At 71.6% G+C, this 15,334-nt stretch carries 14 protein-coding genes; 7 read left to right on the top strand and 7 right to left on the bottom strand.

What is annotated here, in order from left to right:
* Positions 1 to 54: 54 nt before the first annotated feature.
* Positions 55 to 714 carry a response regulator transcription factor gene (locus ACSP50_RS15565; protein ID WP_014690175.1) on the top strand — a complete coding sequence of 220 codons (660 nt, stop codon included), beginning with the start codon at positions 55 to 57 and terminating at the stop codon, positions 712 to 714.
* The gene (locus ACSP50_RS15560; RefSeq protein ID WP_014690174.1) at positions 711 to 1,781 is read left to right on the top strand and encodes an ATP-binding protein; all 1,071 of its coding nucleotides are present in this window, start codon (positions 711 to 713) and stop codon (positions 1,779 to 1,781) included. The genes ACSP50_RS15565 and ACSP50_RS15560 overlap by 4 nt, the downstream gene beginning before the upstream one ends.
* 24 nt (positions 1,782 to 1,805) lie before the next feature.
* Here ACSP50_RS15560 and ACSP50_RS15555 read toward each other — a convergent pair whose 3' ends face one another.
* A complete protein-coding gene (locus ACSP50_RS15555) occupies positions 1,806 to 2,525 on the bottom strand; it encodes an alpha/beta fold hydrolase (RefSeq protein ID WP_014690173.1) in 720 nt (239 codons plus the stop codon).
* An 87-nt stretch (positions 2,526 to 2,612) separates the two neighbouring features.
* Between ACSP50_RS15555 and ACSP50_RS15550 the strand changes: the two genes are divergently transcribed.
* Both ACSP50_RS15550 and ACSP50_RS15545 read left to right on the top strand, forming a co-directional pair.
* Positions 2,613 to 3,020 carry a MarR family winged helix-turn-helix transcriptional regulator gene (locus ACSP50_RS15550; RefSeq protein WP_014690172.1) on the top strand — a complete coding sequence of 136 codons (408 nt, stop codon included), beginning with the start codon at positions 2,613 to 2,615 and terminating at the stop codon, positions 3,018 to 3,020.
* 626 nt (positions 3,021 to 3,646) lie between these two features.
* On the top strand, positions 3,647 to 4,477 hold the full coding sequence (locus ACSP50_RS15545; protein WP_014690170.1) for a membrane protein: 831 nt from the start codon (positions 3,647 to 3,649) through the stop codon (positions 4,475 to 4,477).
* Positions 4,478 to 4,931: 454 nt separating this feature from the next.
* On the opposite strand, the gene ACSP50_RS15535 is transcribed toward ACSP50_RS15545, so the two are convergent.
* The 5 genes from ACSP50_RS15535 to ACSP50_RS15515 form a co-directional block, all read right to left on the bottom strand.
* Positions 4,932 to 5,255 (bottom strand): STAS domain-containing protein, encoded by a 324-nt coding sequence (locus ACSP50_RS15535; protein ID WP_014690169.1) that lies wholly within the window; start codon positions 5,253 to 5,255, stop codon positions 4,932 to 4,934.
* Between the two features lie 585 nt (positions 5,256 to 5,840).
* Positions 5,841 to 6,674, bottom strand: a complete 834-nt coding sequence (locus ACSP50_RS15530) for a carbohydrate ABC transporter permease (protein ID WP_014690168.1) — start codon at positions 6,672 to 6,674, stop codon at positions 5,841 to 5,843.
* Positions 6,671 to 7,576, bottom strand: coding sequence for a carbohydrate ABC transporter permease (locus ACSP50_RS15525; RefSeq protein WP_014690167.1), 906 nt, complete (start codon positions 7,574 to 7,576; stop codon positions 6,671 to 6,673). Before ACSP50_RS15525 ends, ACSP50_RS15530 begins: the two co-directional genes overlap by 4 nt.
* 1 nt (position 7,577) lies before the next feature.
* Positions 7,578 to 8,984 (bottom strand): N-acetylglucosamine/diacetylchitobiose ABC transporter substrate-binding protein, encoded by a 1,407-nt coding sequence (gene ngcE, locus ACSP50_RS15520; RefSeq protein ID WP_014690166.1) that lies wholly within the window; start codon positions 8,982 to 8,984, stop codon positions 7,578 to 7,580.
* Between the two features lie 23 nt (positions 8,985 to 9,007).
* Positions 9,008 to 10,240 carry a serine hydrolase gene (locus ACSP50_RS15515; protein ID WP_014690165.1) on the bottom strand — a complete coding sequence of 411 codons (1,233 nt, stop codon included), beginning with the start codon at positions 10,238 to 10,240 and terminating at the stop codon, positions 9,008 to 9,010.
* Between the two features lie 173 nt (positions 10,241 to 10,413).
* Between ACSP50_RS15515 and ACSP50_RS15510 the strand changes: the two genes are divergently transcribed.
* From ACSP50_RS15510 to ACSP50_RS15500, 3 genes are all read left to right on the top strand, one after another.
* Entirely contained in the window at positions 10,414 to 11,673 is a 1,260-nt protein-coding gene (locus ACSP50_RS15510; RefSeq protein WP_231956939.1) for an exo-beta-N-acetylmuramidase NamZ domain-containing protein, read from the top strand.
* Between the two features lie 63 nt (positions 11,674 to 11,736).
* Positions 11,737 to 12,633 (top strand): MurR/RpiR family transcriptional regulator, encoded by an 897-nt coding sequence (locus ACSP50_RS15505; protein ID WP_014690163.1) that lies wholly within the window; start codon positions 11,737 to 11,739, stop codon positions 12,631 to 12,633.
* Positions 12,633 to 13,538 carry an N-acetylmuramic acid 6-phosphate etherase gene (locus ACSP50_RS15500; protein WP_014690162.1) on the top strand — a complete coding sequence of 302 codons (906 nt, stop codon included), beginning with the start codon at positions 12,633 to 12,635 and terminating at the stop codon, positions 13,536 to 13,538. The genes ACSP50_RS15505 and ACSP50_RS15500 overlap by 1 nt, the downstream gene beginning before the upstream one ends.
* Positions 13,539 to 13,924: 386 nt before the next feature.
* On the opposite strand, the gene ACSP50_RS15495 is transcribed toward ACSP50_RS15500, so the two are convergent.
* Entirely contained in the window at positions 13,925 to 15,034 is a 1,110-nt protein-coding gene (locus tag ACSP50_RS15495; RefSeq protein ID WP_014690161.1) for a PqqD family protein, read from the bottom strand.
* Between the last annotated feature and the right edge of the window lie 300 nt (positions 15,035 to 15,334).

The raw sequence follows: 15,334 nt of genomic DNA, 5'->3' as shown, positions 1-15,334 counted from the left end.
CTTTATCAGTGTTTTGGTGTGGTGGGCAAAAGCGGGGCAACGGGAGGACGCGGCGTGCGGGTGTTGGTCGCCGAGGACGAGCGGATTCTGGCCGACACGATCGCCGAGGGGCTGCGGCGGTTCGCGATGGCCGTCGACGTGGTCTACGACGGCGACAGCGCCGTCGAACGGCTCTCGGTGAACCGGTACGACGTCGCCGTCCTCGACCGGGACCTGCCCGGCCGCAGCGGCGACGACGTGTGCCGGCACCTGACCGCCTCCGACGCCGGCACCCGGGTGCTGATGCTGACCGCCGCGGTCGGCATCCGCGATCGGGTCGAGGGCCTGGGGTTGGGCGCCGACGACTATCTGACCAAGCCGTTCGCCTTCGCCGAACTGGTCGCCCGGCTGCAGGCGCTGTCCCGGCGCCCGTCGACCGCGCTGCCGCCGGTGCTCGAGCAGGACGGCGTCGTCCTCGACATCACCCGGCACACCGCCACCCGCGACGGGCTGCTGCTGTCGCTGACCCCGAAGGAGTTCGCCGTTCTGCACGTGCTGCTGCGCGCCGGCGGCCGCCTGGTCAGCGCCGAGGACCTGCTCGAACAGGCCTGGGACGAGAACGCCGACCCGTTCACCAACACGGTCCGGGTGACGATCATGACGTTGCGCCGCAAGCTTGGCGACCCGCCGCTGATCCACACCGTGCCGCGCGCCGGTTACCGGCTCGGCGCGTGACCACCGGCTCGCCCGCCCGGCGGATGCTGCTCGCCGGGGCGGTGCTGCTGGTCACCGCCCAGTTCGTGCCCTGGCTGGGCGCCAGATTGCTGGCCCTGGTGTGGGGTTTCGTACCGTGGACCTGCACCCCGGAGGACACGTCGTACCTCTGCGTGCAGCTCTTCCGCCACCCCAGCATTCCGCGGCTGCTCAGCGAAGCCCTGGTGCTGGCCGTGATCATCGGCGGGTGCGTGCCGCTGTTCCGCTGGTGCCTGCGCCCGCTGCGCGAGATGGTCCCGTTGATCGCCGACGTCGGCCCGCAGAATCTGGGGCACCGGCTGCGGACCGGCGACGGCGGCGGCGACCTGGCCCGGCTCGGCCGGGCGATCAACGAGATGATGGACCGGATCGCGGTCGGCTACGAGGCGCAACGCCGCTTCGCGGCAGATGCCTCCCACGAGCTGCGTACGCCGTTGGCCGTGCAACGCACGCTCATCGAGGTCAGCCTCGGCCAGCCGCTGACCGGCGAGCAGTTGTCCCTGCTCACCGCCCAGCTGCTGCAGACCAACGAGCGCAACGAGCGGCTCATCGAGGGCCTGCTCGTGCTCAGCGAGAGCGACCGCGGTCTGATGTCCCGCACCCCGCTGCGCCTCGACGAGATCGTCGCCGCGGTCGTCGACCGCGTTCCCGACGACGGTCTCACCGTCAGCACGACGCTCGCGCCCCGGATCGTGCTCGGCGAACAGGTCCTGCTCGAACGCCTGGTCACCAACCTGGTGCAGAACGCCGTCAAGTACAACCGCCCCAACGGCACCATCGACATCCGGGTCGGCGACCAGCCGGCCCTGATCATCGTCAACACCGGCGACGACATCCCGCCCGACGAGGTGTCGGCCCTGTTCGAACCGTTCCGCCGACGTGCCGCCGCCCGCATCGACCACAGCGGCGGCGCCGGGCTCGGCCTGGCCATCGCCCGCTCCATCGTGCGGGCCCACGACGGCACCATCGCCGCGTCGTCCACCGGGCGCGACGGCCTGCGGGTCGAGGTGAGCTTCCCGGTTTTCGGCCGGCCGGTGTCCCCACGGTGATGTCGGCCGGTCCGCCGCCCGTGGTCAGTCGCCGAGCAGTGCCGCGACCAGCTCCTCCGGCGTCTCCAGCTGCGGCAGGTGACCGGAGCCGGGCAGCACGGTCAGGGTGGACTGCGGGAGCGCGGCGGCGAACGCCTCGGCGTGCGCCACGTCGACGACCCGGTCGCTGGCGCCCCAGATGACGTGGACCGGCAGGTCGAGGGTCCGCAGCCGGTCGAGCAGGGTGGGGTCGTTCATCACCGGGCCGGTGTAGGCGACCAGCGCCAGGATGTCCGGGCTGGGGCCGGTGCCCCCGGCGGCCGGCGGCTTGGGGGCGCGGGACGGGTCGTGCCAGGCGTGCGCGGCCAGCTCGGCCGGGGTCATCGCGCCGACGTCGGCGACCGGGTGCCCGGCGACCTCGATCCCGATCGCGTTGATCAGGACCGCGCCGCTGACCCGGGGACTGCGCAGCAGCGCGATCTCGGCGGCCAGCCAGCCGCCGAACGAGTTGCCCACCACGGTCACGTCGGTGAGGTCCCGCTCGTCGAGCAGCGCGACGTAGGCCCGGGCCAGGTCGCCCACCGAGCGCAACCCGTCGGGCTGGACCGTGCCGGCGAAGCCGGGGTGGGTGGGCAGCAGCACCCGCGTCCCGGGTCGCGCGGCCAGCCGGCCGGCGAGCCCCGCCATGGTGGCCACCCCGCCACCGCCGTGCAGCAGCAGATACGGCTTACCGGTGCCCCGGTCGTCCAGAAGAATCTCGGTCATGGTGTCGCTCCCCTGTCTCGTATACAAGGAACCTTAGATAAGGAAGCTTATATACGCAACCTGAGTTTCCCGAGTTACCATCCACCGGTGCCCTACCGCCCCGCCGACGTCGCCCTGGCCGTCAAACGCCTCCAGCACCGCCACCACCGCGCCCTGACCGCGGCACTGGCTCCACTGGGCCTGTCCCTGCCCCAGTGGGACACCCTGCGCCACCTGCACCGGCACCCGGACGCCTCGCTGCACGACCTGGCCGTCCGCACCTTCCAGACCGACCAGTCCTTCGGCTCCCTGGCCACCCGCATGGTCGACCGCGGCCTGATCGAACGCGTGCCCGGGCCGGGCCGGGCCGTCAGACACCGCCTCACCCCGGAGGGCGAACGCCTGCGGGCCGCCGGCCAGCAGCTCGCCGACGAGGTCGTCGCGACGTCCTTCGCCGCCCTCACCCCCACCCAGCTCGACGACCTGGGCACCCTGCTCCACGCTGCACTGGGGTGACCTCCGTTTCTGCCGCCCCGGCGCGGCGGCGCCGCGTCCCTGACCCCCCGGGTCAGGACACGTTGCGTAGGGCGGTGACGGCGGGCTCCCGCAGCAGGTACGGGTAGGAGCCGGCCGTAGCCCGTCACGAGCCCACGACCGGCGCCTCGGCGATCAGGCGGGCCGTGGAGTTCACGGTGGACATGCCGGCCAACGCCTTGAGCAACCCAGCCGACACGAGCAGCGGGACCGCATCTATACATCTATAGACATCTATGTAACCACCATTTAGATTGACCCTCATGAAACGGGTCGCGGCTTCCGGTCAGGCCGAACGCACGTGCAAACTCCCCCGACTACCACTGCCGGCTGCCCTGACCGTTGCGGCGCGCTGACCCGCCTTCCCCACCGAGCGATCCCCGCCGACTCCCGGCGGCAAGGCCACGCCGTCTCCCGTCGGCGGCATCGCGGGCCCGCAATCCCACTGAAGTCACGCTTCAGGAGTAAAAGCCGCAATTCCTCTGAGATCTCATCTACCTTTGCAGAATGCAGCTCTCCGACCTGCCTGAACTCATCTGAACTGCGCGTGCATCCCCCGCGTATCTCCGGCCAGTCACGATCGCCACAACGAGCGAGCGGAGTTCACCATGTCGCAGCCCGGATCACCCGCCAACCGAGCCACCTCAGACCCGCTGACGGCGAACCCGCTGGATAACCAGACGGAGGACGGACTGCGCGATCTCATCGCCAAAGTCCCGGCCGTCACTGTCGGCTTCTGGGTTGTCAAGGTACTGGCCACCACTCTCGGCGAGACAGGCGGCGACTCGCTGTCCATGTCCATGCGCCTGGGCTACCTGGTCAGCACCATGATCTTCGCGGTGGTGTTCGTGGCCGCCGTCATCCTGCAGGTCCGGGCGACACGGTTCCATCAATGGGTGTACTGGTTCACCATCGTCGCAACCACGACCCTGGGCACCACGATCGCCGACTACGTCGACCGGTCCCTCGGACTCGGCTACCCTGGCGGCACCACCATCCTGGTCATCTGTCTGGCGTGCTCCTTTGCCCTCTGGTACAAAGCCACCGGCACCATCGCCGTGACCAGCATTCAGACCCCGCGCACCGAAGCGTTCTACTGGCTCACCATCCTGTTCTCACAAACCCTCGGCACCGCCCTGGGCGACTGGACCGCCGACACGATCGGCCTCGAATACACCGGCGGCGCCCTGCTGTTCACCGCTCTGCTGGCCATCCTCGCCGCCGCCTACCGGTGGACCCGGCTGTCGCGCACCCTGCTGTTCTGGGCCGCCTTCGTCCTCACCCGCCCGCTCGGCGCCGTCGTCGGTGACTTTCTCGACAAACCCATCGCCAAAGGCGGCCTCAACCTCGACCGCTACGCCGCCTCCGCCGCGCTGCTCATCGCGATCGTGGCAATCCTGTTCGCCCGACGCCAACACCCGGCCACACGCCCACACTGAGACAAGTCCGAGCTCTCTGCAGCACCGCCCAGCGCCTTGCGGAGAACTACCGACGAGGCGCTGTGCCCGCGGCGACCGAAGGACGCTGTCGGACGGCTCCTGGCTACCCGCAGCGCCGCGAGTCCGCCCCCGGCGGCGAGCACCTGATGCCCTGCCCGGTCGAAGATCAACGTCAGGATGTCGCGGATGTCAGGCAGCCACGTTGCGGCCCGAACAACGTCGCCCTGCGGTTGAACGGCACGATTGGTCCCGACCACGCCGTCGAGCTCCGTCAACTCCCCACCGCCGGAGTCTCAGCGCTCCGCATTCGTGACGCCGCTACGTCCCCACTGGGACCACCGACTCCACTGGCCTTAGGTCGCGATCGGCCCCGCAGATGGACCATGCGATTGTCATCGACGGGATCCGGTGGCGGGTCCGGACCGGCTTACCGTGGCGGGACGCCCCCTATGGATCAAATGATGTTGCGCAGGCGGTGTCGGGGAACACCCGCTTCGGTCAGTTCTTCGGCGATTCGTGCTGAGCTGTGGTCGAGGAACACGGCAACCTGGTGATCATCACCAAGGTGGCACGCGGCAGCGAGCGTGCCGAGGTTGATCGGGTCGAGATCGTGGACGTCAGCCAGGTCCAGAATGAGACGCAGTGGGCGGGTGCGGCGGATGGCCTGCACGAGGGTGCGGCTGAGTCCGACGGCGTCGGTGGCGTCGAGAGCGCCGTGCGGATGAATGATGAGAGTGCCGTCGGTGCTGGTGTTGACGTCGACCGTGGTGGTCGTCATCGCGTGACCTTCCGTTACCCCGGTGTTCTCCGAGGTGTCAGGATAGGGGTCCGACACCTGCCCGTCGAGTGCCAAGCGGGAAAGTTCACCTGGTCACGGCCAGGTCATTTGCGTAGCGGTGACGGCGAGGATAGCGACGTAACCGCGCAACGCGAGGCCGATGCCGGTCAGCCGGCGGTTCGGTATCCGGGCGGTGGAGACCGGCGTCCGCGAGTAAGACACCAGATCGACGACGTCTCTGAGTCACCGACCGACTTCGGGTCCTCAACAGGATTTGTCGGCCCTGGCCGGGAGGTGCTCGTGCATTTCCGGAGGGACCTCAGGGAAGCCTGGCGAGGTGTTCCGCGTCAGGATGCGGCTTCCATCGGGCAGGTGATTCGAGAAACCCCTCGGCGGTCTCGGTCCGGATGAACGGGTGTGGATCACTGTTTCAGCCAGTGATCCACACCCGGACGTCGGCCAACGCCGCCAGCCCGACCAGGACCGGGTTCCCGGCCGGCGGGCGACGAGTCAGATGCCTCACGCACGAGGTATCGGTCATCGGGCCGGCAGGCAGGCTGAGCTGATCCGGCCGCCACCTTCCGCTCAGCGGAGCTGGCCCGCGGACAGGCCGCTCTGGACCTGACGGTGGAAGATCAGGTAGGCGGCCAGGACCGGGAGCATGGCGATGGTCATGCCGGCGAACAGGCCGCTGAAGTCGCCGCGGTAACCCTCGCTGACGGCGAGCGCGGTCAGGCCCTGGGCCAGCACCCACCGGCTCTCGGCGCCCTCGCCCTGCATCAGCACGATCGGCAGCACGTACTGGTTCCATTGGAAGAGGAAGTTGAAGATGCCGACGCTGAGCAGGCCGGGGCGGGCCATCGGCAGCATGATCCGGAAGAACAGGCCGAGGTGGCCGCAGCCGTCGACCATCGCGGCCTCGGCGACGGCGCCCGGCAGGGTGCGGAAGAACGCGGTCAGGAAGAACACCGTGAACGGCAGCGAATAGGCGGCGTAGACCAGGGTGAGCCCGGGCAGCGTGCCGAGCAGGCCCAGGTCGCGGACCACGAAGAAGAGCGGCACCAGGGCGAGGAAGACCGGGAACATCATGCCGCCGGCGAACGCGTAGTAGGCGATCCGATGGCCGCGGAACCGGTAGCGGGCCAGCACGTACGCCGCCATCGCGCCGAACAGCATGGTGATGGTCAGCGCGCCGGTCACCACCACCGCGCTGTTCACGAAGTAGCGGCCGAGGTGGGCCGAGGTCCAGGCGCGGGTCCAGTTCTCCCAGCGCAGCCGGGACGGCGGGCGCCACGGGTCGGTGAGGATCTCGGTGTCGCTCTTGAACGAACTGAGCACCGCCCACAGCAGCGGCAGCGTGGTCAGCACCGCCCAGCAGATCAGGAACAGGTGCGACAGGATCGGCCGGCGCGCGCTCACAGCTCCACCGTCTCCCGGCGGGTGACCCGCAGGAACATCGCGGCCACGGTGAGGGTCAGGAAGAACATCGCCACCCCGATCGCCGACGCGTAGCCGAAGCGGCCGTCGCCGAACGCCGTCCGGTAGAGCCGCAGGCCGACCACGTCGGACGCCGATCCGGGGCCGCCGTCGGTGACGAGCTGCACGATGGCGAATCCGTCCATCGCGATGATCGCCAGATACACCCAGGCCACCTGGATGGTGTCCCAGAGCAGCGGCACGGTCAGCCGGACCAGGGTGGTGAGCCGGTTCGCGCCGTCCAGCAGCGCCGCCTCGTACAGGTCCCGCGGCACGGCCTGCATGGCGGCGCTGAACAGCACCACGTAGAAGCCGACGTTCATCCAGACGAGAACGGCGAACACGCACCAGAACGCGAACCGCGGGTCGCCGAGCCAGGGCGTGGTGAACCGTTCCAGGCCGATCGCGCGCAGTGTTCCGTTGACCAGCCCGGTGTTCGGCCCGTACATCTGTTTCCACAGCACGCCGACGATGGCCACGGACAGCACCTGCGGAAAGAAGTAGACCACCCGATAGAAACCCGAGCCGCGTACGCCGTGGATCCCGGCCCGGTCGCCCCGTCCCCCCACGCTGATCATCGAGGCGAAGAACAGTCCGAGCGTGATCGTCACCACCGGCAGCAGCACGAGCAGCAGCCCGTTGTGCCGCAGCGCGGTCCAGAAGTACGCGTCGCCGAGCAGCCGCCGGAAATTGTCCAGGCCGACGAAGTCGTACGACGGTGACAGCCCCGCCCAGTCGGTGCCGGCGATCGGGAACGCCTGCGCGTACGGCGACACCACGAAGACGCCGTACAGCAGCAGGGACGGGATCAGGAAGGCCGCGATGAACGGTCGTCTGCCGCGCATCTCAGACCCGCTGGTACTTCTTGACACCCGGATCCGCGGCGCATTCGTCGGCGGACCGCTGGATCCGGTCGCACCATTGGGCGCCGGTGCAGCGCCCGGTCAGCAGGTCGAGGGTGGCCGCGTTCACCCGTTCCCGTTCCAGCTTGCGGTAGTAGGTGGCGTAGAGCCAGGTGAACGCCGAGCCCCGGGACGCGTCGACCATCGCGGTGACCGCGGTCAGCCCGGCGCTGAGCGGCTGCCCCCCGGTGGCGCCGGCCACCGCGGTCAGGCTGCCGACCCGGGTGGTGAAGGCGGCGGCGGCCGTCCTGGACAGCATGATGCGCAGGTATTCCAGGCCGCCACGGACGTTCTTCGCCTTCGCCGGGACGATGAACGGTTCGCTGCCGGTGCCGCGGAACGCCGTGAACGGCATGCTGTCGGTAGCGGTGAAGCTGGGGGTGGGTGCCACGGTCATCGCGAAATCGGGCGGTGTCACCGACCTCATCTCGTTCTCCAGCCAGGATCCGCAGGAGACGAAGGCGGCCCGCCCCCGGCACCATTCGGTCTGCGCCTGGATGTGGTCCATGCCGGCGGCGCCCGGCTGCAGGAATCCGTCGACGGCCAGCTGGCGGTACGCCTCGGCGGCGGTCCGCACCGCCTCGTGGCGCCAGGCGCCCGGCTCCAGGTTGTCGATCGCCTTGAGCACGCCGAGGCCGCCGAGTTTGGCGGCGGCCGCCAGGATCGGCCAGCTCATGTATCGGGCATGCACCCCCGGGTAGGTCCACGGGGCGATGCCGGCCGCCTTGATCCGCCGGCACAGGGCGATCATCTCGTCCCAGGTGCGCGGATAGCTCCAGCCGCGCGCCTCGAAGAGCTTGCGCGAATACCAGATCCCGTACGCCGAATAGGCGTAGTTGAGGGTCAGGAACCTGCCGCCGTACGACCCCACCTCGACGATCCCCGGCAGCAGGGTGTCGCGCACCCGCACGGTCGGGTCGTCCAGGCTGGGCGCGTCGAGCAGGTCGGTCAGGTCGGCCAGCGCGCCCTGGCCGACCAGCGCGTTGAAGTCGATCTGGCTGCCGCCGGAGTTGTCGACCACGTCGGGCGGGTCGCCGGCGACGAACCGGGGTTGCAGCGTCTCGGCGATCTGCTGGGTCGCCGAGTGCCGGATCCGCGCCCGCGGGTACCGCTGCCGGTAGCGCGCCTCGTGCTCCCGGGCGTAGTCCTCGCCGAACCCGCCGTTGAAGATCACCACTTCGAGGGGGGCGTCCGCCGGCACGCCGAGCGGGTTGGCCGCGCTGACCGGCCGGGTCACGGTGGGGTCGCCGGGCACGTCGCCGCCGCCCAGGGCGCATCCGCCGAGGGCGCCCACGGCGGCCACCCCGGCGGCGCACCGGAGCAGGTCGCGCCTGCTCACGTCGTACTCCATGGTCGTCTCCTGACTTTTGTCGATCACGGATGGGCGGCGGCGAACGCGTCGGCCAGCGCCCGGCGGGCCGCGGTGTCGGTGCCCCACGCCCGGTCCGGATGCACCCGGTTGCTGAGCAGGATGAGGAAGGACTGACGCACCGGGTCGATCACCACGGACGTGCCGGTGAACCCGGTGTGTCCGAAAGTGACGGGTGACGTCAGGCCGCCCATGTAGGTGCGGGCGGCCAGCTCGAAGCCGAGCCCGCGGCCGCCGGGGTTCGCGGTGAGCGCCGCGCGGACCATCGCCGCGGACAGGATCCGGTGCCCGTGGTACTCGCCGCCGTCGAGCAGCGTCTGGCAGAGCACGGCGAGGTCGTCCACGGTGGCGAAGATCCCGGCGTGCCCGGCCACGCCGCCCAGCGCCCAGGCGTTCTCGTCGTGCACGACCCCCCGGACCAGACCACGATGGACGTGCGGCTGATATTCCGTCGCCGCGATCCGGTGACGCGCCGCGCGCCCCGGCCGGTAGCCGGTGTCGCGCATGCCGAGCGGCCCGGTCACCCCGTCGTGCACCACCCGGTCCAGGCGCCTGCCTGTGACCCGTTCGACCAGCACGCCGAGCGCGATCATGCCGAGGTCGGAGTAGACGTACTGCCGGCCGGGCGTGGTCCCCGGGGTGACCGGCGTGCGCAGCGCCGCGGCGAGCCGGGCCGCGGGGGTCGGCTCGGTGGCGTAGAGCGGCCGGAACGCGGGCAGCCCGGAGGTGTGGGTGAGCAGCTGCCGGACGGTGACCGCGGCCTTGCCACCGGCCGCGAACTCCGGCACGTACGCGGCGACCGGCGCGTCCAGGCCCACCCGCCCGGCCTGCACCTGCTGCAGCACCACGATCGTGGTGAACAGTTTGGTGAGCGACGCCAGGTCCCAGATGGTGTCCACCCGGGCCGGGACGCGCCGGGCGGGCGGCAGCTCGGCGATCCCGGCGGCGGTCGCGGTGTAGCGGACCGCGTCACCCACCGCGAAGCGGGCCACCACGATGCCGTGGTGCGCGGCGAGCACGGTGGCACCGGCGTACGACGGGTGCCCGGGGTGGTCGGGTGTCGGCCGCAGGTGGGCCGCCGCGACATCGCGCAGTTCGCCGATCGGAGCGGGTCGCAGACCGGCCTGTGCGGCGGTGCCCGGGCGCAGCACGTCGTGCCGGAACGCCACGTCGGCCGGGGTGACCGCGGGCAGGCCGGTGACGAGCCCGACCGCCACGCTGAGCACGAGCCTGACCATCGACGGCCTCCGTTCCCCGATCCGGAAATTTTCTTCGCGACGCGCGCGGCGACGGAAGGTTCTTGCTACCCCTCCGTCACTGGAATACCTTCAGTGATCATGCGACCGCGTACCGTCACTCTGGACGCTTCGCCCGTCGTTACCGCCACCAACCGGCGAAGTACCACCTCGGAGTGATCCCTTTGCTGAACCGACGCGGGTTCCTGGCCGGCACGGTCGCCCTGTCCACCGGCGCCGGCGCGTCCGCCCCGCCGTCCCGCGTCCCGGTGGTGACCGGATCGGATCGGCTGGCGGCGGACGGCTGGGCCCCCCTGAAAGGCCAGCGGATCGGCGTGGTGGCCAACCCGACCGCCGTCGACCGGCGGTACCGGCACGTGGTCGACCTGATGCACGCGGCCGGGATCGAGATCGGCGGGGTGTTCGGCCCGGAGCACGGGTTCCGCGGCTCGGCGCAGGCCGGCGGCGGCGAGGGCACCGGCACCGACGCGCGCACCGGACTGACCGTGTACGACGCCTACGCCGCCGACCCGCAGCGGTGGCTGGCGATGTTCCGCGCGGCCGGCGTGCGGACCGTCGTCTTCGACCTGCAGGACGTCGGGGCGCGGTTCTACACCTACATCTACACGCTGTACGACTCGATGGTCGCCGCGGCCCGGCTCGGTTTGCGCTACGTCGTGCTGGACCGTCCGAATCCGATCGGCGGACACGCGGCCGGCCCGATGATGACCGACGGCTACACCTCCGGGGTCGGCCGGCTCCGGATCGCCCAGCAGCACGGGATGACCGTGGGCGAGCTGGCCCGGTTCTACGACGGCGAGTTCGTCCCCGCCGCGGCCGGGCGGCCGGCCCGGCCGGAAGTGATCAGCTGCCGCGGGTGGACCGGCGGGCTCCGGGCCGGCGACACCGACCTGCCGTGGGTGCTGCCCAGCCCGAACATGCCCACCCCGGACACCGCGCTCGTCTATCCCGGCACCGGCATGGTCGAGGGCGTCGCCGCGCTCTCCGAGGGGCGCGGCACCACCCGGCCGTTCGAGCTGATCGGCGGCCCCGGCTTCGGCTTCCGCTGGCACGACCGGGTGGCCGCGCTGGGGTTGCCCGGCGTCGCGTTCCGCGAGGCCTACTTCACGCCCACGGTCGACAAGTTCGCCGGCCGGCTGTGCGCGGGGGTCGAGATCAAGGTCATCGACCCGCGGGCGTACGACCCGATCCGCACCGCCGTGGGCATGCTGACCGAGGCGCGCCGGGAGGCCGCCTTCGCCTGGCGGGTCGACAGTGGCGCGACGTATTGGATCGATCTGCTCACCGGGTCGTCCCGGCTGCGCACGATGATCGACGCGGGCGCGGGCGTCGACGAGGTGACCGGGGCGTGGGCCGGTGAGCTGGCCGCCTTCGACCAGCGCCGGCAGCCCTACCTGCTCTATGCGCGCCGGTGAGGCCTGCCGCCACGCCGACGGAGACAATTGACGGACAGCGCCGATCGAAGGAAACTTTTCTCCATGACCGGACGACAGGGCGGCGACACCATCGTGGTACGGGCCCGCGGCCTGCTCCCCGCGCTCTCCCCCGCCGAGCAGCGCGTCGCCCGGGTGATCGTCGAGGAGGCCGACACCGCGGCCCGGCTCACCATCACCGGCCTGGCCGAGCGGGCCGGCGCCAGCGAGACCACGGTCATCCGGTTCTGCCGGGCGATGGGCTTCAACGGATACTCCCAGCTGCGGCTCACCCTGGCCGCCGAGGCCGGCCGCGCGTCCGGGGCGGCCGGCGACGACGAGCCGGTCGGCAGCGACATCAGCCAGAGCGACGACCTCGGCCAGGTGGTCAAGAAGATCGCCTTCGCCGACGCGCGGGCCGTCGAGGAGACCGCCACCCAGCTCGACCTCGCCGTCCTGGAGCAGGTCGTCGACCTGATCGCCGGGGCCCGCCGGGTCGACATCTACGGGGTCGGCGCGAGCGCCTTCGTCGCCTTGGACCTCCAGCTCAAACTGCACCGGATCGGCCGGGTGGCCTACGCGTGGAGCGACACCCACCTGGCCCTGACCAGTGCCGCCCTGCTCGACGAGCGGGACGTCGCGGTCGGCATCTCGCACACCGGCGCCACCATCGACACCATCGACGCGTTCGCCGAGGCCGGCCGGCACGGCGCTCGCACCGTCGCGCTGACCAACTTCCCGAAATCGCCGATCACCCGGGTCGCCGACCTCGTGCTGACCACCGCGGCCCGCGAGACGACGTTCCGCTCCGGCGCGATGGCCAGCCGGCTGGCCCAGCTCACCGTCATCGACTGCGTGTTCGTCGGGGTCGCCCAGCGCACCTACCAGCAGACCAGGGCAGCTCTGGACGCCACCTACACCGCCGTCCAGCCGCGCCGGCTGGGCGCTGACCGGAGGCACTGATGAGGCACGTCGAGGAAGCGTCGCTGTCGCGCACCGAGGAGCGCAACCCGCGCAGCACCACCATGGACCGGATGTCCACGCTCGACCTGCTGTGCCTGATCAACGCGGAGGACCGCCTGGTCGCGCCGGCCGTCACCGCGGTGCTGCCCGAGCTGGCCGCCGCGGTCGAGCTCGCGGTCAGTGCGCTCACCGACGGCAACCGGGTGCACTACTTCGGCGCCGGCACCTCCGGACGCATCGCCGTGCTCGACGCCGCCGAGCTCATCCCGACCTTCGGCCTGGCCCCCGACCGGGTCGTCGCCCACCTGGCCGGCGGCCTGCCGGCACTGACCCGCCCGGCCGAGGACGCCGAGGACGACGAGTTCGCCGGCGCCGCGGCGGCCACCGCGGTCGTCGCCGGAGACGTCGGCGTCGGGGTCACCGCCAGCGGGAGTACGCCGTACGTCCGCGCCGCCCTGGCCCAGGCGCGCGCCGCGGGCGCGAAGACCGTCCTGATCTCGGCGAACCCGGCGTCGCCGATGGCCGCCGAGGTGGACGTGCACATCGCCCCGGACACCGGTCCGGAAGTGCTCACCGGGTCGACCCGGATGAAGGCCGGGACCGCGCAGAAGATGGTGCTCAACGCCTTCTCCACGGCCACCATGGTGCGGCTCGGCCGGACCTGGTCCAACCTGATGACCGACATGCTGGCCAGCAACGCCAAACTCCGCGACCGGCAGATCCGGATCCTGGCCGAGGCGACCGGGGTCTCCCCGGCCTCCTGCGAGACCGCCCTGCAGGAGGCCGACGGGGACGCCAAGGTCGCCCTGGTCGCCCTGCTCGCCGACGTCGGCATCGACAGCGCGGCCCGCGCCCTGACCACCGTGGACCGCAACGTCCACCGCGCCCTACGCCTGCTCCTCTGACCGCGCCGCGCCGGCAGACCAGCCGCAGCGGATCGTCCACCCCGCCCGCCGAGGTACGCCAAGCGCACCGGCCCGCAGCGACCACACGTCCACCCAGGTGTCACCGGCGACGGCCGGCCTGTCGCCACCCTGACCAGGCCGGCTGCCCGAGGCAGCAGCGCAATCCGCGATGCACCGGCGCAGCGCGCCCACCAGGTCGTCGCGTCACCGAACGACTCGAGTCATCCCACGATGACCGGCGCACGTGTGAGGCACCGTGTGACCCTGGACCGCCCGTCGCGCGACCGCGGAACCGTACCGGGCACCCGGCGTCACGGTGACCGGGCTGCCGGCCGTTCCGGCTCGGACGATCCGATCAGGAGCGGGCGCCGACCGGGCTCGGCGGGCTAGAAGGCGGCGGCGAGCAGGCGGTAGTAGTTGGTGCCGATCATGGTGAGGAGCAGGGCCAGATAGGCGGCGCTGACCAGGCCGTACAGCAGGTAGATGCCGCGGCGGGTGGCGGAGACGGCCTGGTGGGCGGCGGAGAGCGGCATCCGGAACAGGACGTGGCCCAGGTAGCGGAAGGCGCGGTCGCGCAGGTTCAGCTCGCCCATGGCGGCTTCCATGGCGTGGTGGCCGTCGGTGAGGGGCAGCAGCGGGTTGAGGTTGTTCAGGACGACGAACAGCTGCATGCCCAGCAGCCAGCGCAGGTCGGCGAAGCGGTCCGGCGCGGTCAGCACGAGCAGACCGGTGAGACCGGCGGCGAGCAGATCGACCAGGGGGCCGATCAGGGCGACCGCGGCGCGGCCGGTGCGGGAGCGCACCCGGTAGGCGTCGGTGCGGTCGACGTAGGTCATCGGGAGGAGCCAGAAGAACAGCTTGATCCCGGCCTCCCGGACCGGAACGCCGAGCGCCTGGCAGACGGTGGCGTGGCCCATCTCGTGGACGGCGGCCTGGACCACCAGCGCACCGACGATCAGCAGCCACGGCGGGCCGACGAAGGACGGCGGCCCGGGGGCGAGCAGCGCGAGGGCGATGGCCGCGGTGGCCGCCGCGGCGAGCAGCAGGGCGGTGCTGAGCGCGCCGCGCGGGAAGCGGGTGAGCAGCCGGGCCGGCGGGCGCAGCAGCAGGTTGAGGTGCCGGGCCGGGATCCGGACGCGCGGGGTGAGCCGGATCAGCCAGGGAAACCAGCGGCGGCGGCCGCGGCGCGGTTCGGGGGCGACGGTGAGCACGCCGGCGGCCCGCAGGTCGGTGAGGAACGACAGCAGGGCCGGGGAGCGGTCGCGGACGCCGTCCGGGCCACGGGAGCGGGTGGCCGCGTCGAGCAGCGCGACGCCGGTGCGGCTGCCGTCGAGCAGCGGGACGAGGCGGGCGCCGGTCCGGCTCAGACGCACGTAGGTGCCGGTCTCGGCGTCGAAGAGCAGCGGGTTGCCGTCGGCTCCGTCGACCAGGCTGACCTGGGGCGCGAGGCCGATCGGCGCGTCCAGCCAGGTGGCGGGGCGAAGGTCTGCGGACATCGGTGCCTCTCCGGGGGGTGCGGGCGGCCGGGAGCGCGCGACGGTGGCGCGCCCCCGGCCGTTGACTAGCCTGGGGTCAGCGACATCCGCCGCAACCACCACAGCCACCGCAGCCACCGCAGCCGTGGCAGCCACGGCATCCGTGACAGCCGTGGCAGCCGTGACAGCCGTGGCAGCCACCGCAGGGACCGCAGGGACCGCAGGGACCGCACGGTCCGCAGGGGCCGCACGGCCCGCAGCCGCCACAGCCGCCGCAGCCCAGCAGGGACGCGCTGATCACGGTGGGCAGTTGCTCGGCGG

The sequence above is a fragment of the Actinoplanes sp. SE50/110 genome (assembly GCF_900119315.1).
Taxonomy (GTDB): Bacteria; Actinomycetota; Actinomycetes; order Mycobacteriales; family Micromonosporaceae; genus Actinoplanes.
The sequence above is the reverse complement of the archived record's forward strand: the minus strand, read 5'-3'. Positions and strand labels throughout refer to the sequence as shown.

Excerpts from the sequence above, each read along its gene's own strand:
- ACSP50_RS15555 (WP_014690173.1), bottom strand. The coding sequence starts at position 2,525 with ATGACCGAGATTCTTCTGGACGACCGGGGCACCGGTAAGCCGTATCTG.
- ACSP50_RS15545 (WP_014690170.1), top strand. The coding sequence starts at position 3,647 with ATGTCGCAGCCCGGATCACCCGCCAACCGAGCCACCTCAGACCCGCTG.
- ACSP50_RS15535 (WP_014690169.1), bottom strand. The coding sequence starts at position 5,255 with ATGACGACCACCACGGTCGACGTCAACACCAGCACCGACGGCACTCTC.
- ACSP50_RS15525 (WP_014690167.1), bottom strand. The coding sequence starts at position 7,576 with ATGCGCGGCAGACGACCGTTCATCGCGGCCTTCCTGATCCCGTCCCTG.
- ngcE (WP_014690166.1), bottom strand. The coding sequence starts at position 8,984 with ATGGAGTACGACGTGAGCAGGCGCGACCTGCTCCGGTGCGCCGCCGGG.
- ACSP50_RS15515 (WP_014690165.1), bottom strand. The coding sequence starts at position 10,240 with ATGGTCAGGCTCGTGCTCAGCGTGGCGGTCGGGCTCGTCACCGGCCTG.
- ACSP50_RS15505 (WP_014690163.1), top strand. The coding sequence starts at position 11,737 with ATGACCGGACGACAGGGCGGCGACACCATCGTGGTACGGGCCCGCGGC.
- ACSP50_RS15500 (WP_014690162.1), top strand. The coding sequence starts at position 12,633 with ATGAGGCACGTCGAGGAAGCGTCGCTGTCGCGCACCGAGGAGCGCAAC.
- ACSP50_RS15495 (WP_014690161.1), bottom strand. The coding sequence starts at position 15,034 with ATGTCCGCAGACCTTCGCCCCGCCACCTGGCTGGACGCGCCGATCGGC.